The 21,193-nt window shown below is 40.2% G+C and carries 20 protein-coding genes; 7 read left to right on the forward strand and 13 right to left on the reverse strand.

The window, feature by feature from the left end; genetic code table 11:
• The first annotated feature begins 16 nt into the window (after positions 1 to 16).
• A complete protein-coding gene (locus HYW21_07045; GenBank protein ID MBI2549078.1) occupies positions 17 to 784 on the forward strand; it encodes a hypothetical protein in 768 nt (255 codons plus the stop codon).
• Here HYW21_07045 and HYW21_07050 read toward each other — a convergent pair.
• Together HYW21_07050 and HYW21_07055 are read right to left on the reverse strand one after the other, a co-directional pair.
• On the reverse strand, positions 771 to 2,612 hold the full coding sequence (locus HYW21_07050; protein ID MBI2549079.1) for a cation:proton antiporter: 1,842 nt from the start codon (positions 2,610 to 2,612) through the stop codon (positions 771 to 773). The two genes, HYW21_07045 and HYW21_07050, sit on opposite strands and share 14 nt — an antisense overlap.
• 117 nt (positions 2,613 to 2,729) lie before the next feature.
• Positions 2,730 to 3,578, reverse strand: a complete 849-nt coding sequence (locus HYW21_07055; GenBank protein MBI2549080.1) for a stage II sporulation protein M — start codon at positions 3,576 to 3,578, stop codon at positions 2,730 to 2,732.
• 121 nt (positions 3,579 to 3,699) lie between these two features.
• Between HYW21_07055 and HYW21_07060 the strand changes: the two genes are divergently transcribed.
• Together HYW21_07060 and HYW21_07065 are read left to right on the forward strand one after the other, a co-directional pair.
• Positions 3,700 to 4,407: a proteasome assembly chaperone family protein gene (locus tag HYW21_07060; GenBank protein MBI2549081.1), complete on the forward strand. Its 708-nt coding sequence runs from the start codon at positions 3,700 to 3,702 to the stop codon at positions 4,405 to 4,407.
• A 133-nt stretch (positions 4,408 to 4,540) separates the two neighbouring features.
• Positions 4,541 to 5,152 (forward strand): hypothetical protein, encoded by a 612-nt coding sequence (locus HYW21_07065; protein ID MBI2549082.1) that lies wholly within the window; start codon positions 4,541 to 4,543, stop codon positions 5,150 to 5,152.
• A gap of 42 nt (positions 5,153 to 5,194) precedes the next feature.
• On the opposite strand, the gene HYW21_07070 is transcribed toward HYW21_07065, so the two are convergent.
• Positions 5,195 to 7,156, reverse strand: coding sequence for a DUF11 domain-containing protein (locus HYW21_07070; GenBank protein MBI2549083.1), 1,962 nt, complete (start codon positions 7,154 to 7,156; stop codon positions 5,195 to 5,197).
• A 115-nt stretch (positions 7,157 to 7,271) separates the two neighbouring features.
• On the opposite strand from HYW21_07070, the gene HYW21_07075 reads away from it, so the two are divergent.
• Positions 7,272 to 8,135, forward strand: coding sequence for a hypothetical protein (locus tag HYW21_07075; protein ID MBI2549084.1), 864 nt, complete (start codon positions 7,272 to 7,274; stop codon positions 8,133 to 8,135).
• Positions 8,136 to 8,140: 5 nt separating this feature from the next.
• Here the strand turns inward: HYW21_07075 and HYW21_07080 are convergent, their stop codons facing one another.
• Positions 8,141 to 8,764, reverse strand: a complete 624-nt coding sequence (locus HYW21_07080; protein ID MBI2549085.1) for a metallophosphoesterase — start codon at positions 8,762 to 8,764, stop codon at positions 8,141 to 8,143.
• A 99-nt stretch (positions 8,765 to 8,863) separates the two neighbouring features.
• On the opposite strand from HYW21_07080, the gene HYW21_07085 reads away from it, so the two are divergent.
• Positions 8,864 to 9,280, forward strand: a complete 417-nt coding sequence (locus HYW21_07085) for a hypothetical protein (protein MBI2549086.1) — start codon at positions 8,864 to 8,866, stop codon at positions 9,278 to 9,280.
• Here the strand turns inward: HYW21_07085 and HYW21_07090 are convergent.
• The 3 genes from HYW21_07090 to HYW21_07100 all read right to left on the reverse strand — a co-directional run bounded on the left by HYW21_07090 (position 9,231) and on the right by HYW21_07100 (position 15,076).
• The gene (locus tag HYW21_07090; protein ID MBI2549087.1) at positions 9,231 to 10,421 is read right to left on the reverse strand and encodes a VWA domain-containing protein; all 1,191 of its coding nucleotides are present in this window, start codon (positions 10,419 to 10,421) and stop codon (positions 9,231 to 9,233) included. The two genes, HYW21_07085 and HYW21_07090, sit on opposite strands and share 50 nt — an antisense overlap.
• Positions 10,411 to 11,463, reverse strand: a complete 1,053-nt coding sequence (locus HYW21_07095) for an ATP-binding protein (protein MBI2549088.1) — start codon at positions 11,461 to 11,463, stop codon at positions 10,411 to 10,413. Before HYW21_07095 ends, HYW21_07090 begins: the two co-directional genes overlap by 11 nt.
• Before the next feature lie 61 nt (positions 11,464 to 11,524).
• On the reverse strand, positions 11,525 to 15,076 hold the full coding sequence (locus HYW21_07100; GenBank protein MBI2549089.1) for a PGF-pre-PGF domain-containing protein: 3,552 nt from the start codon (positions 15,074 to 15,076) through the stop codon (positions 11,525 to 11,527).
• A 232-nt stretch (positions 15,077 to 15,308) separates the two neighbouring features.
• Between HYW21_07100 and HYW21_07105 the strand changes: the two genes are divergently transcribed.
• Positions 15,309 to 15,734 (forward strand): hypothetical protein, encoded by a 426-nt coding sequence (locus HYW21_07105; GenBank protein MBI2549090.1) that lies wholly within the window; start codon positions 15,309 to 15,311, stop codon positions 15,732 to 15,734.
• On the opposite strand, the gene HYW21_07110 is transcribed toward HYW21_07105, so the two are convergent.
• The 5 genes from HYW21_07110 to HYW21_07130 form a co-directional block, all read right to left on the reverse strand.
• The gene (locus tag HYW21_07110; GenBank protein ID MBI2549091.1) at positions 15,727 to 15,993 is read right to left on the reverse strand and encodes a ribbon-helix-helix protein, CopG family; all 267 of its coding nucleotides are present in this window, start codon (positions 15,991 to 15,993) and stop codon (positions 15,727 to 15,729) included. The genes HYW21_07105 and HYW21_07110 overlap by 8 nt on opposite strands.
• A gap of 55 nt (positions 15,994 to 16,048) precedes the next feature.
• On the reverse strand, positions 16,049 to 16,945 hold the full coding sequence (locus tag HYW21_07115; protein ID MBI2549092.1) for a type II methionyl aminopeptidase: 897 nt from the start codon (positions 16,943 to 16,945) through the stop codon (positions 16,049 to 16,051).
• Between the two features lie 21 nt (positions 16,946 to 16,966).
• Positions 16,967 to 17,725 (reverse strand): nucleotidyl transferase AbiEii/AbiGii toxin family protein, encoded by a 759-nt coding sequence (locus HYW21_07120; GenBank protein MBI2549093.1) that lies wholly within the window; start codon positions 17,723 to 17,725, stop codon positions 16,967 to 16,969.
• Positions 17,709 to 18,437, reverse strand: a complete 729-nt coding sequence (locus HYW21_07125; protein MBI2549094.1) for a hypothetical protein — start codon at positions 18,435 to 18,437, stop codon at positions 17,709 to 17,711. Before HYW21_07125 ends, HYW21_07120 begins: the two co-directional genes overlap by 17 nt.
• Positions 18,438 to 18,662: 225 nt before the next feature.
• The gene (locus tag HYW21_07130; protein ID MBI2549095.1) at positions 18,663 to 19,313 is read right to left on the reverse strand and encodes a hypothetical protein; all 651 of its coding nucleotides are present in this window, start codon (positions 19,311 to 19,313) and stop codon (positions 18,663 to 18,665) included.
• 152 nt (positions 19,314 to 19,465) lie between these two features.
• Between HYW21_07130 and HYW21_07135 the strand changes: the two genes are divergently transcribed.
• On the forward strand, positions 19,466 to 20,200 hold the full coding sequence (locus HYW21_07135; GenBank protein MBI2549096.1) for a MarR family transcriptional regulator: 735 nt from the start codon (positions 19,466 to 19,468) through the stop codon (positions 20,198 to 20,200).
• On the opposite strand, the gene sppA is transcribed toward HYW21_07135, so the two are convergent.
• Positions 20,197 to 21,174, reverse strand: a complete 978-nt coding sequence (sppA, locus tag HYW21_07140; GenBank protein MBI2549097.1) for a signal peptide peptidase SppA — start codon at positions 21,172 to 21,174, stop codon at positions 20,197 to 20,199. The two genes, HYW21_07135 and sppA, sit on opposite strands and share 4 nt — an antisense overlap.
• Positions 21,175 to 21,193 lie beyond the last annotated feature (19 nt).

The raw sequence follows: 21,193 nt of genomic DNA on the forward strand, positions 1-21,193 counted from the left end.
TCTTTTCAATGCGATAATGGCAAAAAGTATTTATACTGCGAGAATTTCCAGTAACTGGGGGGTGAGTGACGCTGTTCTTTTGTGTCGGGATATGGATAATCAACCAGCACAACGGCTTGTTGCAAAAAAAGTAACCATTGCAGATATTCTTTCAGGACAATATGTTAAGGAAGAGGGATGGACGCCCAGTTATGTACTTACCTCTGCAGGAGAGAAAATTTCTCGAGTGAATATTATCGCTGTTATCGTTACAGGGCCGTTGCAAGAACTAAGCTATCGCATGGTTGTTGTTGATGATGGCTCTGGCAAGATAAGCGTCAGGAGTTTTGAAGAGAACAATTTGTTTGCCAATGTTAACCTCGGACAACCATTACTTATTATTGGAAGAGTACGTGAATTTGGAGGTCAATATTATATTGCTCCCGAGATTCTCAAGGTTATTGTCAATGCACGATGGGTTGCGCTTCGTAGTCTTGAGTTACAAAAACGAGGGATCCTTCACCATCATCACCAAACAGAAGATGATGTAAAAACATCACTACACCATGAAGTCGTTTCTTCTATTATCGAGCAAAAGGAGGAACGACAAAGCCCTGACGTTTCGTTAGTCAGTCCCAGTGAAAAAATCCTGAACATCATTCGACAGCTCGATAAAGGCGATGGTGTAGATATTGAAGATGTTGTTGTCCAAAGCAATATACCGAATGCTGAGGAAATTATCGACCACCTCTTAAAAGAGGGTGAAATCTTCCAAAATAAGCCAGGTCGTGTTAAGACTCTTTGATGGTTGTTGGTGGCTGCTTTTTCATAAATCGTGCGAAAAATGAATCAATATCATAAAAGTTGTGCTTACGGTTCGGGTCTTTTTTATCTTTCTGTTTCTTGACTTTTTTGATTCTTCCCAAAAAGGAATCAATATCAGAGAATGTTGGTTTGGTAATTAATTCGTTCTTGGTTTGTAATTCTTTAAACTGATTAACTTCATTTATTTTTTTCGTAATAATCTTACCTATATCCTTGGTATAATCTTCCAGAATAAGTGAAATATGGTTGTCATTGATATAGGTCGGATAGATGACATAATCTGCTCCAGCTTCATAGAGCTCAATACTCTCTCGTAATGTTTTTGAAGTAACCATGACAATACACTTCGGATTTGCATTTTTACCATACTTGATTATAGCCTTTGTTGCATCGATATCCACTACTTCAGACAAGATGAGCTCAACGTTCTTCATATGAAGATGCTCAAAAAAATATGGATTATAGATTGAACCATAGATATAGTCAATTTTTTCACTTTTCATCAACTCTATCTTTGCAGGATCATTTTCAATAACACAAATGCTCTTTCCCATAGCTCTGAGATTGGCGTTAATCCTTTCCATATATTCAGGATACCCAAAGAAAAGCACATCGAAATGCTTGTCTGTTTGAAAGCTAGGAATCTCTCGTGTTCGGATTTTATCATATTTGTTGAGGAATGGAAGGATAAATGCTAGGAGTTGCCTATCATATTTAATGACATAGGAGGAGAGAATCATGGATATGACTAGTCCTAAAAGAACAATGGAATTTAATGAAGGATTATTCAGGAAGGAAACTGAGCTTACAATGATAATACCAAATTCGCTAAATTGGCAAAGATATATTCCTGATTGTAGTGATGTTTTTGTATCATAACCACGTATTCTAATCGAGAGATAAATAACCAGTGGTTTGATGATGAAATTCGCTACAAGGAAGAGAAACAACAGCAAAATAAAACTCATGGAAAGATCAAATTTCATCTGAAAGCCGAGGCTGAAGAAAAAAAGCATATTGAAGAAAATAATTAGCGGTTTTAATCTGGAAACAATGTCTGTTTTATATTGCGTATTCGCAAGGGTTAATCCGGCAATAAACGCTCCTACGGTTGTCGAATACCCCAATGTTGGTGCAATGATAATGAAGAAAAAACAGACACCTAATGAACATAAGAACAGAAGTTCTGGATAGCGGCTAGAAAACTGTAGGGGTTTGTTGAGAGCGTATTTTGCTAGGACAATGGAGATGATAACCAGTAAAATACCCTTGAAAGGGATGAGGATCATACTGAAAAAACCTTCTTGGCTCGAAAAATTCATAACCGTCAGGATAAGTATAGCAAGTATGTCTTGGAGGATGAGGGTGGTGAGGATAACCTTTCCACTCAGTGTTTGAATCTCTTTTTTGTCTTCGAGCCACTTTGCTACGAGTAATGTACTACTAAAGAGAAAGGTAACTGCCAGTAAAGCCCTTTCCATGAAACTGAGAGGAAAGGCAAGGGTAATCAAGAACGCAATAGCGAAAAAAGCAATGGTCTGAATAAGCGAAGAGATCAAGAGATCCTTCCCTGTATATTTTAAACTCTTTAAATCAAATTCAAGTCCCATTAAAAAGAGCAAAAAGGCAATACCTAATTCAGAGAAAATGATAAAATTGCTTTTATCAACACTTTTGAACTGGTAATAGGCAAAGAACAGTCCTGCCAGGACATAGCCAACAATGATCGGTTGTTTCATCAATTTCACAAGAAATGAAAGTACAAGCATGACCAGAATGACAACACCGAAGGATAAAAGGTAGTTCATAGTTATCACTGTTTTTGATGGGTACACCTATTTTTCTTTGATGTTCACACGTCCCAATCCAACACCTAATTTTAGTAACTAGTATACTAATTGCCATATTTATATACTTTTCGTTTTTCAAAAGAAAATAGGGGTAACAAAGACCTCGAGAAGTGCAGCAACAAACAAGAGAGCAACCGAAAGCAGAATAAGATCTGATGAATCAATAAGCACTCGCTCAAACTCCTTGTGATCATTATGATGCCGAATAACAGCAAGTGAGATAATGCCACCTGCCAATCCAACGGTAAAGTACGCGAGTATCTCAGGGATGCCATGAATAACATATTGCAAAAAACCATAGGACAGGACCTTAAAATAGTGCGCCAGTTGTTCTAATCCCATCGTTGCAGCCACATTGCTTATGTTCAGACGAATATAATTACCAATAGCTACGCCAATGACGGTTGCATTCCAGCTAAGGATAAACATTGCACCAAGCCCGTACACAAAGGCAAAAAGCAAACAGAAAATGATCACATTGAAATTGTTAAAAAAAATCCTGAAAAACAGCTGGAAGGTTTGTCCACCTTGGGTTACCCTACTGTTAATCGTGAGAATCGTATCGCTTTGTGAGCCAAAGAGGTTGATTAATGTTCCTTCAGGAAGTAACACATACCATAATGCAGTTGACAATGTAATCCCGAGAAATAAGAGCATGAGAAAGGTAAGTGCTTTTCCATGTTCTTTGAGGAGAAATATTTCCTTGGTTATAACCTCTGCTTTACTCTCTTCTCGTTTTAGGGAATTATAGACCAAGGGCATCGATGCCATAACCGTAAGAAAGACCATGATTAATGAGGCTTGCTCGCCAAAAATCCATAGACTTAAGATGATTGCAACAGTATTAAACAGAAAGCCATAACCAATCATTCTCCAAGGATGCTGTTCTGCCTGCAACGGACCAATAAGGGCTTCAAGTACCATTCCTACCTCTTATTCATACTGTTCCATATGAGAGTCAACAACAAAGTCCTTTAACTACTTTTCGCTTTCAAAACAAAAGGTATATAAACGTAGACCTTGCTATCTTCACCGAGGTGATGTTATGACGCTTCGGCTAACGAAGAAGCTCAAAAATCCAGTTATTATCCAAGGATTTCCTGGTTTTGGTTTAGTAGGAACAATAACCACTGAATTTCTTGTCGATCACTTGAAGACTGAATCTATCGGGAGTATGTACTTTGAAAAGATGCCTGCAATTGTCGCTATCCATGATCAGCAGGTTGTCCAACCCATTGGTATTCATTACAGTAAAGAGCACAATCTTGTCATTCTCCATGCTATTACTGCATCAACAGGCCAGGAATGGAATATTGTCGATACTATCCTTACCTTAGCTCGTGATACAGGAGCATCTGAGATCATTAGCGTGGAGGGTGTGGGAAGCCAAGAAACCGTCGAAAAACCACAATCCTTTGGTTATAGTTCTAGTCCAGTGTACATGAAGAAGCTCCAAAACATAGGATTGAAACCATTGAAAGAAGGAATTATTATGGGAGTAACCTCTGCTTTGCTGGTTAAGGCAAGCATTCCCGTAACCTGTATTTTTGCAGAAACCCATTCCCAGCTTCCTGACAGCAAAGCTGCTGCAAAGGTTGTTGAAGCGCTTGACAAGTATCTTAGTCTAAAGGTTGATACCAAGCCTCTCTTAAAAACAGCAGAGAAGTTTGAGCAAAAGATCAAATCATTGCTCGAGCAAGGGCAGCTTGCCCAAAAGCAACGTGACCTGAAACAGATGAGTTATATCCAGTGAAATCTCCAGCAAACTCATTTTTTATCTATCTTCTTCTTGCATCTTTTTTCCATCATCTCTTCTGAGGGACTTTATTAGCGAATGAAGAGGAGATGATCAAAAGATTTAAATATAATCACTCACTAGTAGAATCATGATGGGCGTTACGCTAACAGAACAAGAAATTGATAAACTAAGAATTGCAAGTCATAGTTTCGAAAACATTAGCTATGAAAGAATAACAGATGATTTAGGACGACCAGACATTGTTGCAAGATTACAAGGACAAAAAGTAATTGATTTAGGTTCTGGAACTGGATGGTACTTGCCTCGTTTCTTTAATGCTGGATGTAGAGAAGTTGTTGTTGTTGAACCAAAACCAAAGCAAAAATTACTAGATCAATTGAGAGAAATGAATGCACAAGGAATGAGATCTTCTTTAGAAGAAGATACTTATGGATTTTGGGATAAACATCCAAACGAATCGGCTATTGTGACAAGTTACGGTGTGTTTGATCAAAATATTATTGGAGGATGTAGGTCAATTTTGATTGATGATTCAGATTTAGACGCAATTATGGATAACTATTATAGGAGAATTGCAAGAGAAATAGAAAGAATTACACCTACTGGTCAAATAACGATTCATCGTGGTCCAATGGCTCATCTCATCAGAGAGTATTCTCAACGATTACAACCATATTCGGGTGACAGAATTCATGCTGATTGGGTAGAAAGTAGTGGTGGAATTTTAGTGAAGCAGTAATTATCTTTCCCTTATTTATTTTTTTAGCCTGTCTGGCTGAAACTATCCGAACAACGCGCTAAAGAATGAGGCTATGCCTTGCAACAGGCGGGTGAAGAATCCTGGTTCTGCTTCTGTTTCCCCATCGTTACTTTTTTCTTCAGTTACTGGCTCCTGGATGTTTGTTGATTCGTTGTTTTCTGACTCCTGCGATGTATTTTCCTCGACGGGTGTTATCTGCTCTTCAGGAAGCTTAGTAATGGTAATAACCTTCTCAGCAACAGTACCATAGGGAAGGCCTTCTTCTTCATACTCTACCCTTGTTTGGATGGTTGTTTCCGTCAGGTTAGTTCCTAAAGGAGCCAGAAGTTTGTACTGATAAATCTCTTTAGTCTCTCCTCCCTTGAGGCGATCAAACACGGTAGAAGAGGCTCCACTAATGAATGTTAATCCAGGAAAGGTATCAGTTACTTTTAGGTTTTCAAGAGCGTACTCTTTTACATTCGTAAGACTTACTTTGACAATTGCCGTGCTGTTTTCCTCAATGGTTGCGGATAGAGTTTGCGTTACTTGGACGCTTGCATTAGCAGCCTTAGCATTGACCTGAAATGTTTCGGTTTTGCTATAGTCAAAGAGCTCATTGTTCGTTGTCTGATAAGACCCTTGAACCATTATGTTGTAATGTTGCTCTTGCTCAACCCACGGAGCCTTAAAGTTTTGCGTATAAATCACTTTTTTTTCTTTTGGATAGAGCACCTCAACGAAACTTGATAGATTCTCAAAATAGGGATAATCAGTAGTTACTCTTGCAGTAATGTTATGAAATGATCGCTTTTCATCAGTGTTTTCCAGCGAAATTTCTACAAGAGATTCTTGGCCGCTGATTAAGGAGAGATCATTAAGAAGAAAGTGGATCAGAGGGCGTATTTCACCAAGCTTTATCGTTATTGTTTTATTGTCGGTGTGACGCTCGGAGAGAGTTCTTAGTTCCAGTTTCCAATACGATGTTGCATTGAGTGATAACCCAAGGTCATAATCTCCGGTAAAAAGTCCAACTACACCTAACGTGAATGTTTTTGTCTCTCCTGGCTGGAGAACCATGTTGTACCTGAAATCAGACGTTGTTTTCTTTTGCAGAGGTTCATAACTGCTGACAATGAAACCATCATCAACATGGATAAGCATTTCAGTAATAGTTACCATTTCAGAAGGATCAGTATTGGTTAATGAAACCGTATAGATTACGAGTTCATTAATAACTGCTGGATTTTTGTCAATCGTTGTTGTGATTGTTAGGGGAATTTTTGCTGTATTTGTCGTGATGCTGATGTCTTTATTTGTTAAGGAATACGGATTTCCGTTATAGGTGTAGTTCAATGAAGCATTTACTGTTCCAGCAAATGGCTTGGTAAATCTAAGTTCGTAAGAAAGTGTAACATTAGAGCCATAGACTACAGAGCCAGTCCATTCAAGAATATTACCTTCTCTTCTCAATGAGGGATGCTCAAGAATAACTGCTTCTTGCGGGATGGTTTCACGATAGGTAACGGTTTCAGCAGTCTTCAGTCCGTTATTAACCATACTTATTTTAACCGTAACAGTATCTTGAAGATAGGGTGTTGTGTTGCTTACTGTTCTTGTAACAACAACCTGTGGACGAAGATCTGAAACGGTGAGATGGATTGATGGAAGGATCTTGTTTCGTTTGTAGTCCTTTTTCCCGTACCCTTCTGCAGGATCAAAGATGGCAGTGATGTAACAGAACTCTTTGTAATTTAAGATTTCACAGTACCCTTGGTCAACAATCACACTTTCTTCCTCTCCTTGAATGTATAATCTATCCCATGTTGGTGTGAGGCTTAGTACAAACAGTTCATCATCAATATTGAGGACGTCTTCATCATACACCCAATCATCAAGGAGCTGTTCTTTTCCTTCTGCGCCGAGAACAGATGAACTATGAGCCAAGAGAGTGAGCACTCCTATGAACAACATAAGGCTCCAAAGAATATTACGGTTCACCATCTTTTGTAATCTTGAGAGCAACAATGCTATTTAAAACTTTTCTTTGTGGTTTTGTTATTGTTTTGGAGGTACATTTAAAAAGTATCTTCTCTTCCTAAATCAAGGAGACTAAACTATGACACTTATGAATAGTAATCCAGATGATCCAGACAATGGATTGAGTGAAGGCGATGGAGAAGAATGGAGAGATCCTGATCCAGCTTCTCGAGAATGGAAACAGTCAAGAGAGCAATTAAAAAGGAGTTTTGGACCTGAGGACTCTTGGGCGGCACTTCGACAACAAATTTTGAAAGACTATGCTCATTCTCCTCGATATACTGGGCTTACTTTTTCTTCAGTCCAGAGATTAATGAAAGCGATGACTGGATCTCAGCCACAAACATGGGAAGATCTTTCTACTCCTCTCTATGCTGCTTTAGGAGTAAGAACCATATTGCTTGACGATATGCGATTACAAATAAAGAACTATGGTGTTGGTAAACATTATCTAACTGGGCATGGATGGCATAACTTTGATGCTATTGAATGTTATCTAAACGATCATCAGGGATTTAATCCTGACTTTCCCTCGAGAATACCGAGCTTTTTCCGTGTTTATAGGAAAGATGAACATCTTATTGAACTTGGCGTTTCTTATGAATTGCCTGACCTTAATGAAAAAGGATATCAAGAACAGGTGGGCGTTACGTTGAGGAGAAGCAGTGATGAAGATCCAGGTATTCATCGGTTGGTTTCATGTTCTGTCTCAGAATATCGTCCCTATTCTGATGGAAGTTTAATCCTTACTCATGGTGGTCAGGATTGTGTCGGCTTTGATCGTGATACCTACAGATGGAGAGAGCCACGCTATGCCCAAGCTTTGGAGGAAGTATTTACACTTTTACAGGTTCAGCGAGATCAGGTGCAGCCAAGACATCCAGACTCTGGTAAACTCCTCGGCCTTCTTGGACTTCTAGGGATGATCAACGAAGAAAAGTAATGGTCTCAGGCAATAATAGTGGCACGATGGTCATGAATCTCAAGTACTTTTCCTTCTGGGCCAGGATTCATGGTTAGTGTTTTCTTGATGTAATCGTATTTTCCGGCATTTTCATGGATATGACCACAGATGTGGAGTACAGGTTCGAGAAGTTCAATAGTTTTCCTGATTGTTTTATTGCCACAGTATTGATTACGACCAAGTTTATCAAGTTTAGTGTGATAGCCAGGGGCATGGGTTATAAAAATAACCGGTTTTTTTGTCGCTATTTTTTGGAAACGCTGAATATTTTTTTCTAACCGCGGGGAAGTCCTGCCGAAGCCACCACCACCATAACCGAGAAAGAGGTAGTTGTTACAGGTGGTGAAAGAGTTGTGGACAAAGTACAACAACGGATATTTGTTGCACAACCTGAGTACCTTTTCTGGAGTCTCATGGTTTCCATGCGTCATGATAACCGGAATATGGAGCTGTCCAAGCATCGTAATCATGGGTGAGAGACCACGTTCAAAGGTTGATAAATCTCCTGCACAGACCACAACCTCAACCTTGTACTTTTTGACTTTCTTAACAATCTTCTCCATGAAAATCTTTCTTCGATGGACATCCACAAAGGCTAACAGCTTCATTTCAGTTTTTCAGTGCTCACTCCTATTTAAAGTTTTATCCTCATCAGGCTTCATTATAGACAAACTATTAAAAATAAAATTCCCTTTCTTAGTGTTACAATGATAGTATCCCTCTGTAGTCGAGCTGATTTAGAACTGCTTGTTTGTCGAGAAGCATCGTGTGCTGCTGTTGCTGATGATTTCGCAAGTGGACGATATAAACCTGAAAAACTGCTCCATTACTTTCAGGTTAATGGAATTCTTAACGCAATGTTTCCTACTCCATTTTCAACTCCTTGTTACCCTCTTCATAATGGTCTTTCAGGTTCACAGTCCCTCGACAAATGGTTTGCTCAGCGTGAAGCTGCCCTTCCGCATGCTGCACAGATTGCAGCAGGATTCTATGAGCAGGATCCTCAAATGTTACTTCACGATTATCAAACAGTGAGCGCAGTGCGAAAGACGCATGCAGTAACCATACCGGTAGCTAGGCAACCTGAGCATAATCCTGAAGGACAATCATATCAAGCTCACTGAGATTGGTAAGGACATAGAACCTTCCTTCGCCTATCTCGACCATTTTTTGTGCCATACGCTTGCCTTTTTCATCAATATCAATACCAATAACCGAGATGGTTATTCCTGCTTGGCGTGCAAGCGCCACTGTCTCAAGAGTTTTTTCTTCGGGATTTTTTCCGACAGTTGGTTTTGCATCAGTCAGCAGAATTAAATGTTTTGTCTGGTCTACAGAGGGAAAAAGTTGGATAGCATGGCTAATGGTTTTTGCGAGGTCTGTCTGTTGTGAGGCACGGATGCCCGCAATTTTCTCGAGCAACAAGGCAAAGTCCTGGGTTGGTTTTACCTCTGCAACAATATCACTTCCAAAGACGAGTAATCCTATCTGATCTTTGGCCTCAATTGCTTTGTATGCCAATGCAATTCCTGCTCGTTTACAAGTTTCAATTTTTTTTCCGCGCATACTTCCCGAAGCGTCTAAGGCATAAATAATAGAGATTTTTCCTTTCTGCTGTCGTTCATGAGCAACAAGATCCTCTTTCATTAACGCATGGTGCTGCCTTCGTACTGCACGCTGGACAGATTTCTTTATCGCAATATCACGATAGCGATGGCCTTTTTTAAACGGTTTTAGATTTTCTTTGTCGCCATAAATTGCGTGTTTTTTGTGGATTTTCTCGCCCAGAAATCCTTTTGCAAGTAGGTGATTAAGTTCTTCCATAGAAAGCGCAACGGCACCAAAGCGTAATGCTTTGTCAGTGAGCATTCCATCTCGATTAAGCAATTTCCTCTGCTTGAGTTTGGTGATATGTTCTTCAATTTGTTGTTTGAGTTCTCGACGAAACTCTGGAAGGTTTATATTCTTCTGTAAATAGCGTTCATCATAGCCCGTCAAGAGTCGGATGAGGCGATCACCGTAACAGGTACGAGCATTTCGGTAATCCTTAACAATCTGCTCAAAAAGAAGATTTGGGGTAAAGCTTCCTAATCCCTGGTTAATGGCATCATTGATGAGTTGTGCATCTTCAATGCTTTTGGTATCATTTTCGAGAAGTGAGTGCATCAGCTTATCTTCATCAGGATCACGAGCAAGGCTTCCTGCTGCCTCCTGGATGATGGCTGCTTTTTCGTAGCTAACGTGTTCAACTTTTTTAGGGACCATCACCACTTTCATGGATTGGATGATGCTCTGCGAAATGTGCAAACTGCTCTTTAATAAAATCCGGGGGTTGTTGCAGGTACTTGACTGAAGGTTTTAGCCGAATTCTGTGACTGAGCACAGACAGTAACGAGGCTTCAATGTCCTCCTTGGTAACTACCTTTCTCTCATGCAACAGTGCATATGCCTGAGCGCGTTCGTAAAGGCTTAGTGAAGCCCTTACGCTTGGTTTTTTTTCAACGTGGGCATGATCTCGCAAGTAGCGGACAAAAGAAAGCATAAAGCTCAAAAGCTCTGGAGGAAAAACGATGGCCTTTCCCTGATGTGTCAGTACCTTTGCTTTTTGCTTGACGATTGTTGTCTCTGTAGCAAGCTTCTCAGGATAGGTCATGTACATCAGATCAAACCGGTCGATGAACACGTCAGACAGTTTCTCGGTGCTGGTATCTTCAGGATTCATCGTGCCAATAAAAATAAATTCTGTGGGAAAGTCCACCTGATAACTTCCTATGGTTACCTTTTTTTCCTCGAGCACTTGGAGGAGGGCATTCTGTAGTTTTTCAGGACAACGATTCACTTCGTCAAAGAATAAGATGCCGTTGTTTGCCTGAAAGATTTTTCCTGGCGTAAATGCTTGGAGTGAGAGAGGCCCAAATTGCAATGCTTTAAGAGGGTCAATATCTCCCAGAAGATCTTCAGCAGTTAAATCCGGACTCCCTTGAACACGAACAAAACGTTCTTTTCCCGTAAGCTCTTGTGTTGGTATTGTCATCCCACGTTCTTGTTTATGGAGGCATTCTGGACAGACAGGTAGTTCAGGAAGACAATGATAAAGACAGGTATTCACGTGAACAGAGGGTAATAGCGCAGCAATATTTTTTGCCAGCGTTGTTTTTCCGATCCCTGGTGGACCAACAATGATGACATGATGCCCCATCAGGAGGGCCGACTTTAGTTGTAGCTTTGTTTCTTCCTGACCAACGATATCGTGTAAGCGATCCTGTTTTGTCAGAAGAGCAGTCCTTAATTCATCATAGATAGACATGAAAGAGCTAATATGGTTTTCTTATTTAAACTTTTGCTAACTCTTTTTTTGGATAAAGCTTTTACTCTTTTTCCTCTTCCTCTTTATCCTTGCTTTCTGCTTCCAATCGCTTTGCTGTTTTATGTAAATTTTGTTGTCGATAGAAATAAATACCAATAGCGAGAATGACAATAATCGCAGTGAGAATTACCCACAGAATCCAGTTGACTCGTGGCAGTGCTTTCTCATCCTCTGTTGTTTCAGGAGTGAGCAGAATCTCCTCCTGTGAATTATTTTCTCCTTGGTCTCCTTGTTGTTCTTGTTGGAGTTCTGACTCATTCTTTGGCTGTTCCTTTCCACTAATTGCGAAATAACTAAACCCTGGAGTTTCTGCCTCATAATACACATAACTCGTATCTGAACCTGTTTTGTTTGTTGGCAGTTCGTTCCATACATCATTTGCGTATCGAAGAAGCAAGACGTCATTTTCAAGAATGTTTTTTTCACTCAGCCATGAAAGGTTTACTTTAAAGCGAATCTTTGCATTGGTAAGCTGTCCTTCTTCTATATTCGAGGGAGTCACTTCGACGTATTGGTAGACCACCCTTTCAGAAGGAAGTAAGGTAGTTGGTGCAGAGCTGAGCTTTGCGATCTTAACGCTCACATTTGTTTTGTTTTCAAGCAAGGTAAACTCGAGCTGAGTTACTTCAATATCAACATCTTTTATCGTCCATATTGCGAGCTGTTCAGCAGTAACACTATCCCATTTTTTTTCTCCAGAAGTATTCAGTGTTGTTGTTCCTGAGGTTGTAGTATTTTGTTGGGTATTTCCTCCTCCTCCACCACCACCGCCTGTATCTTGGTTGCCTGAACCACAATCAGCACTACAGCTACTGCTTGATTCACCTGACTGACACGTACCATCGCCACAATAGGTAGCAATGCTCACACTTCCATTATTGGTTGGGCCAATACTGAGATTTTTATTTCCAGCATCGTCAACAGCAGTGACAATGTAGTAGTAGGTTGTATTGACCGATACACTATTGTCATTGTAGGATCTTGCAGTGGTATTTGTCAGATATGCTAATGTTTCATTGGCAAGAGCCTTGCTGAAGTTTGCCGTGGTATTCCTCCAGATTTGGTAGATTATGCCTGTTGCATCGGTGTTATTATTAACATCTCTTGTTACTGCTGTCCAGGCGAGTTCTGCAACGCCACTTCCTGAATCTACAATGCTTAGTCCGGTAGGAGACATTGGTTTAAAGGTATCATCGGTGGTTGCATTGAGGCTGTTGCTTACCACCGAGAGATTGTAATTTCCTGCAGTATCTTTCGTTACTAAAGCGTACCAGTAATTTGTTGCATGCACGCTGGTATTGTCTTCATAACTCGTGGTAGTTTCATTGGTAATGGTTTTTACGAGTGTTGCTGATGCTGCGGTACTTGCATTAATAGTCGTTGTGTACCGTAAAATAAGGTACTGTTCATTACTTTCGTTGGTGTCATTCTGCCAGGTAAGTTCAATATTGCCGTCAGCATCAGAATCATTTACGCTCAGTAAGGCTGGAGCGGTTGTTGGTGGGGTATTATCTGCATTACCATTGATAGATGCACCAGGACCTGAGAAGTGCGGTAATTTTAACCAAACATAATCTCCACTAAAATTGTTGCTTGTTAATGCAACACAACACGTGAAGTCGCTTGTTGTTGCTGTACAGCTCAACGAGCAACTCATCCCGCCTCTGCTTGCATTGAACCAAGAGGTATTGTAATCGGCATATTCTGTAGGAATATTGCTCAGGTTTGGATCAGCACTTGCATTCCAGATGATATTCCAGTTACTGTCATAAAGGTACGTAAGGGTGGCGTTTATTCCTGATGACGGTATAACCAGACTTGTGTTTAAGGGAATGCCAATAAGAATAGCGTCATAAATATCAGGAGCAAAACTCGCAACCTTCCAGATCTGTTGGAAACTTCCGCCTGACTGATTGGTGAGATCACTCTCTGCCTGGTCGTTCAGTGCAGCATCGGGGGGGCCTGAGGCAAGTAAATCCATCCCGACAAACATGACCATTGGTCCATCGGTAATTTGTAGTCTTCCATTGACCTTTCCGCCCATCATGGCTTTGAAAGGATTAAACTCAGTACCGAACGAAGCAACATCACAACTAGCGTTCGGCTGGATACCATTACAGTTTGCCTCGTTTTTGATAAGCTTGAAGGTAAAATTACTGAACTTTCCTTCAGAACTTCCGCTACTATTTACTCCCTCTGGGTTGAACTGCTTGAGTTGTATGGTGATGGGATTTTGGGTGAGGTTGATTACTTTCTTTAGTGGTGCAAAATTACTGCTGTAAATCTCGAGGGTCACATTGCTCTCGTTGAGGAATGGCACGGTAAGATTACCTTGGGTTACTGACTCGTACATATAGGTAAAGGTACCACTACTCATGGCAACCTGTGCTTCAAGATGGATATCAGTTACTGAACTATTTTCTTCATCAATAAGACGGATAGTTGTTTGTGTGGCGTTGAGATCCGAGGTCTGGGTATAGGTTCCTGCCAGCGGTTTCAATGTAAGATTAAATTGAGTGTCTTGCGTTATGGTTATGTTCTGGAATGCTGCATAATATGTTGCACTTGATCCTGTCCCATTGCTTCCAAAGAATTCAAGCATATACGTAATGCCGGTTGTTGGGTTTCCCATAAGTTGCAGGCTGTAGTTTGTGGTAAAGTTCGAGATGTTTATGCCATTCGTGATGTTTGGTGTACCAAGACTTACCTCAGCGTTTGGTGGAACCATGCCGGAAACAGATAGCTTTGCAGTAATACTCGTTACATTAATGTCATTCCTGCCTCCTTGCACGGTAATAAAACCAGTAAGATAATTTGAAGCATAGGTCATATTCTGGGTAATGGGAAGAGTATAATTTGTTCCCTCATAACTAGAAATATTCGTTAATGAATACGTCAGAGGAGGAATACAAGCGGTTGGATCAATATCACAATTACCAACAGCATCTGGGCTGCGGAAAAAAACAACCGTATAATTTCGATTTCTTGGCACGAGGATGTTTGTTGCATTCGTCAAGGTTGTAATTTTTTCACTGACAAACATGCCAAAGGTTTTTTCGAGGATAAAATAATTAAAGCTGAGATTATTCCCCGAATTGTTGATGGCATTGAGCTGTAATGTTGCCGCAGGCTGGAGATAGATTGTTCCATTCTCCATCTCTTGTTGGATAGCTTCTTTCGGCAGTATCGGTAAGGTAGGTCCTACTTCGAGACCTGTTCTATTATCAGGGTGATAGAGACGAGCGCTGACCTGAAATAAAAGACTACAGCTGCCATTAATACTTGTAATGTTGAACCTTCCTGTTGCATCGGTTAATGCCCATTTTGGGTTCTCGGGGATCGGTGTTCCTTGACTTGCTTGAATCACACTCACATTAACTCCTTGAGCAGTTTGATAAGTACTGTTCATTACTGCTCCAGAAAACCAGAAGGTGTCAGTGTCCGTACACACGGCATCGGTTACGGGTAAAAGAACAAACAGCGTGATTGCACAACAGAACAACAGAAGAAGATGTTTAGGAAAATTCTTCACAACAAGTTGTAGAGATTTCATGTGCCCGCCTCTTTTCTCGCCATACTTATAATGATTTTGCCATCAGTTAATATCCAATTTCTTTTCTTTCTTTTGATGGTGTTTAAAGGCTATGAATGGATAACTTGTATTTAAATCTTTTTTTCTCCAATGGTTGAAGTGATAAGGTAAACAAGAAGATTTCTGGTATGTACGTAAAAAAAACGCTTTCTGGTCAGCAATTCATATAAACTCCCGTTATCAGCATTGTGGAATGACAAAACGGTACTGGCTTGATACTTCGCTTTGGAGAGATTTCTACGAGGACAGAACAAGTAAAGCGGGTAATCCACTTGGAAAATATGCAGCAAATCTTTTCATAAAGATACTCCAAAAGAGAGATATTATACTATTCTCAAAATCATTAATTTGGGAACTAAAAAAAGATTATCCTGAAAAGGATATTTATGATATGCTTGGGTTTCTTTTTATGAATAATGTCCTTCTAAAAATTGAAATCACAAAAGAAGAGTATCTTGAAGCAAAGAGGCTAGCTCAATTGAGGAATATACCTTTTGTCGACTGTCTTAATGCAATCCAAGCAAGGAATCATAGTGCTCTCCTTATTTCACAGGACAAACATTTTCATAAAAACCTATCAGATATAGTAAAGACAATGAAGCCACAGGATATTACTTAAACCTTTTCTCGAGTTCTACCATTAGTTCCTTACTTACTTCCTTTTTGGTTTTTAGGTTTTGTTCATACGTCGTCTTTTTATCAGCCTTGCCCTTAAATTTCAGAAATTCCTTCACTAATACTTCCTTGTCAAGTTCAGCCAGTTTGTCTCTCACTGCTTCTCTGAAAAATTCTGTCCGAGAATTAAAATTATGTTCTCCTATCGTTTCGTCTATTTTTTTGAGTACTTCTTCCTGAAATTTTACAGTGACAACTTCCATCGTATGCCATTGTAATACATGGTAATATTTAAACCTTTCTCCTCATCCTTGAGAACTATTGCGTTGTTATTTCTATTTTATCGGTTACGATAATCGTGTGTTCTGCTTGACTGACGATGCCTTTTGCCACTTCAGGAAGTGGAGGGTAGTCTCGCAGTATACCTGATAGCACAAGCTGGCGCAAGGCAAATTGAACCTGGAAAGGAGAGAAATCTTTTGTTAGCCAGCGAGAGGCAAAGGGAAGCATATGATACTCTTTTATTTTTGCAAGGATCTGTCGTGTCGTGTTATCACGGACTGGTCTGGTAGCAATTTGTGAAAATATCAGAGGATTACTACTATTTTGTATTTTTCCTGCACCAGTTGTGGCAAAGGGTTCAATAGCAAAAATCATTCCTTTTGTAATAGCTCGTTTTTCACCGGTATCATAATTCGGAATGCCTGGTTCGGTATGGACGTCATAGACACTAATGCCATGGCCTGAGAGATTTCGCACGGGTGCAAAGCCACGAGCAGTAATGGTATCCTGAATGCTCTTTCCGATAGCGCCAATAGGTGTGCCAAGAGCAAGGGTTTTGATTGCAGCTGTTAAAGCTTCTTCTGCTGCTCTGACGAGATCAGTATACTTTCCTGAAAGATCAATGGTACAGGCCGTATCTCCGATACATCCTTTAATATGGACTCCAACGTCAACCTTTACCACTTCATTGCGAAAGACTCTTGTATCTTGGGGAGCGGCCGTGTCATGCGCAGCAACATGATTAAGACTGATGTTTACCGGAAACGCAGGTTCTCCTCCTAATTCCCTGATCTTTGCCTCAAGAATTTCGGCAACATCAAGAACCTTAACTCCGGGCTTGACTATAGTTTTGGCGTATTCTCTGACATCTGCTGCAATCTTCCCTGCCTGACGCCAGTGTTCGATGTTCTCAATGCTGTTTGATCCAATCATAGTAGAGTGAAAAAGAACCGTTTATTTAAAGGTTTGGACGTGTTTAATAATCTCCGTTGAAACCTCTCGGAAATCTGGTACTCTTTGAAGATAGTTTTTCAATTCTTTATCCCATCCAGCTTCTTTCTCTTTGACCTTTTTGATAAACCTCTGTTCTTCGAAAGTCTCTTGATAGTAGGCAAGTTTTATGTTCGTTGATTGCACGTCAAAAGTTGCTCCTTTTTTTATGAGAAAGAAGAAATCAAAAACATCTCTGGACTTATTTCTTGTCATAATAGCTCTTACTTTCTCAGCTAAAATCTCATGTTCATGCATAACAAGGAGCGTGTAAGGGGTGAGATCCCTATACAGGGGGATTATTTGTTTGAGATTTGGTTTCAAAAGAACGTCTTCACGGGTACTGATTTCGACTCTGAGATGATAGATACTTGATGGGTTGGTCGTATAAAGCGGACCTTGTATGTTTATCTTAAAGGTCTTTCCAATGGTTTTTATCTCTTGCACCGTATTTTTATATCCGAATTCAGTAATGTTCTTACTTACTTTCTCCATTATCTGATGAGTGTTGGTTTCATGGGCTTGGGTAAAATCGAGATCGACACTGAACCGGTTTAGACTATACACTTTCTGTAACGCAGTACCCCCCTTAAAAATAAGGCTGTTGGCAGTATTCCTTGATAAGAAGAGAAGAAATACGTGTTGAAGATAATCCATCTCTGCTTGGCCAAGATTGTATCCGAGCATCCTCGCATATTCCTGTAGCTCACCTTTGAGTATCATTTGCAAACACCTCGTTTGTGAGAAGTCTCCATTTTGATGAGCGTTTCGCAGTTTTAGGAGCAAAGGGATTCAGCAGATCATATCTACTGTTTAATCTCCCTTTGAGTTGGTCGTACACATCAATTCCTTGTAATTCTAGGAGATATCCAAGTCTTTTAATGGTTACTTTTGAATCCATAAGGAGTGCATATCTGATAAGCTTGTCAATAGCTAACTCGTTGTTTTTCAGCGCCTCAAAACTTTCGCTTATCGGGCAATGTCGTGGCAAATACAGGGAATCGATGATTGCTTTTTCAGGTTCCGCGATAAAAAGATAATGATTGCTCTGTTGCTCTCTTCGATATCCAAAAAGATGGCGTTTTTTAAATTTGATAAAGGTAATGTCCATATTGTCGAGCCGGAGCGTTTTTTTCGAAGTTAGGCAAACTACCTTTACGACAATGGGGATTTGGGTGGTGAAGCCATAGAAAGAATAGGCACTGATGAATGAGAGATAGGAAGGAAAAATAAGGTTGGTGGCAATCGCAAGGGTATCATTTACCTTTGTGTATTTTCCCTTTTCAACCTCCTGAATAAGATTTCTTTTGATGAGCCTATGAACATAGATGCGTGCATATTCTCTGCTTTTCCCGGTGATCCTAATAATCTCATTAAGCGTGATGACGGGATTAGATATCTTTTCAAGCTCCTGAAGAAACGGTATTGCCTGCATGTACCTTTGAAGCAAAAAGAAGTATTTAAGCTTTTCGTTAATCTAAAATTAGCAAAATTAGATATTATGTGATAATGAAAAGTAGGGTTCTATCTTTTTATTAAACCATTATTATCATAAATGATTATTTTGACAAAATAAAAAGATACCACCTACCGAGAAAAGAATCTATTTTTTCCTCACAACCCCTAATCTTGCCTCAATAAGTATTCCAACCGTCCTTCCTTAGAAATGTTTCCACCCACTAAGGTTATAATCTTTTGGATCTCTTTTTGGCCGTAGAGACTGTAGTTGATTATTGTACGCATCGTATTCTTGATCTCCAGGTCTAATTACCTTGTGATGACGGGGTGGTTCATAACGTCCGAATCCCTTGGTAATATATAGAGCATAGCCCAAAGAGTCAGAGAGAGTACTGCACGCAAAAACAGTTATGGTATCTGGGATACTTGCTGTAGAATCACCTTCTTGAATGCGTATTATCCGTTCTTCTAGTCCAGCTACCAACCAATCGTTTCGTTGGTTTTTTTCTCTGTATGCTTTAAATTGTTGATTATGGTGTTCGTATGCTTGATCACCGGGTCTAATGAGGTGGTTATGTCTAAAAAAGGGTTCATTTATGTTCCAAGTAAGTACTGCAATGTATGATGCATCATCTGATGATCCTCCGCCCTCACCACCGTAAATAAAGAGAGTATCTGGATTATAACCGCTTTTTAAAACAAACGCTCTTTGTTCAAAATCTTCGCGTTGCTGATTCATAATAGTCGTCTTTTTCTCTTCGCTCTTTTCACTATTTGTTTCACTTTTGCTTGCACAGCCAGCAATACTCATACCGATAACGCCTATGCCCATTAACATCCTTCGATAGTTCATGTTTCATCACATCCAAAACGTTTCTTCTCTCATTTTTTCCAACGGTTATTTTACTACTTCTCTGGGAGATCACGTCTACTATTTTAACCTTTGTAGTAAAAGTTTTTACGAAAATAAGAAAATTTAAATACTCCCAGAGGTTTATCCGGTAGATGAACACCGAGATTCTCAAGGAACTTGGGTTGACCAACAATGAGATAACCGTCTACCTCACTTTGTTGCAAACAGGTTCTGTTTCTGTGAATACTATTGCCGAGCGATCAGGGTTACATCGCCAAGCCGTGTATGATGCGCTTGACCGATTACTTGAGAAAGGGTTTGTTAGTTTTGTGGTGCAGCAGAATAAAAAGCACTTTCAAGGGATCCACCCTGAGAAGATTATGGATATGTTTCACCAAAAAGAACAGAAGATTCAATCCTTTCTTCCTGAATTAATTGCCTTAACTCATCTCCCTCGTGAGGATACCTTTGTCGAGCTTATTAAGGGAAGAGAGGTCATTAGAACAGTTTATCGTGACATCATTAAGACCTTAACGAAGAAACCAGGCGAAATCCTTATTTCGGGTGTTGATGAACGCAAATTCTTTAACGAAGATCCTATTGCTCTTGACCAGCACATCAACCGATTACGAAAACTCAACTGTACTGAACGAGTACTCGTGAAGGAAGGAGACAGAACCTTTGTTACCGGTAGACAAACAACCTACCGTTGGGTTCCTGCAGCGTACTTCCATGCCACTCCCATGATGGTTTACCAACATAAGCTTACTATTATTATAATGGGTACACCAAATTACGCTATTATGATTGAGAACAAGGATTTGGCTGATGCTTACCGAAAACAGTTCAATCTTCTCTGGAGGGTTGCAAAGCCATTGGATCGCTAGGTTGTTATTTGTACTTGGGGAGAACGAGTTGCCTGATTGACTAATGTTGTTCCAATGCCCTGACCTATATAAAATGACTGTTGCGAAAAGACCTCACCAAGGACATCAAAGAGCGTACGCTTTTTCTCATAGCGGACGAGTTGGGGAGTTTCCTCGATCGATTCTTCGAGAATAGCGAAGACTTCATCCTGGCCACCCAAGACATCGACTAACCCAAGGTCTTTGGCCTCAACACCTAAAAAGAACTCTCCAGTAGCTATCTCCTTTACGGTGGCTTTATCAAGATTACGGTTGTCTGCTACTTCCTGAATAAAATACGCATGGATACGGTCAATTTTTTGTTGGAGCAATGCACGTTCTGAATCACTAAGGCTTTTCATGGGTGAACCCAGTTCTTTGTATGTCCCGCCAGTCATCTCTTGATAGGTGATGTTATAACGTCTCAAGAATCCCGAGAATTCAAGATACGAAGCAACAACGCCTATACTTCCGGTAATGGACATGCGATTTGCCACAATAACATCGGTTGTTGAGGCAACCCAGTATCCACCAGATGCACCTACCTCACGAATCCAGGCAACGGTTGGCTTGGTTGTTTTTTTTATTGCTGTGCCAATCTCATCACTCGCAACTGCCGAACCTCCAGGAGAGTTGATTTCGAAAAGAATTGCCTTAATCGTAGGATCGTTTTCAGCTTGTTCAATAAAAGCCACGATGTCTGTTGAGGAAGTAACATCATCGCTAAAGAACCCGGAGCTACGTTCAGTTAGAATGATTCCTGTAATCGGAATGACGGCAACATTGCCGCTTCCTCCATAACTCGAGGAGTCTCCTGCAAAAAGAAACGCAATGACTCCAGCGATGAGCATGCTCACGATAAGGACAGCACCGATAATCAGAAGGACAAACAGCCAGCGAAGCCAGCTCTTTTTCTGGGTGCCTTTTTCCTGATCTTTTTTTGTTTGGAGTGCCATAATGCTTGTCAGAGGAAAG

Source organism: Candidatus Woesearchaeota archaeon (assembly GCA_016187565.1).
Lineage (GTDB): Archaea > Nanobdellota > Nanobdellia > Woesearchaeales > JACPJR01 > JACPJR01.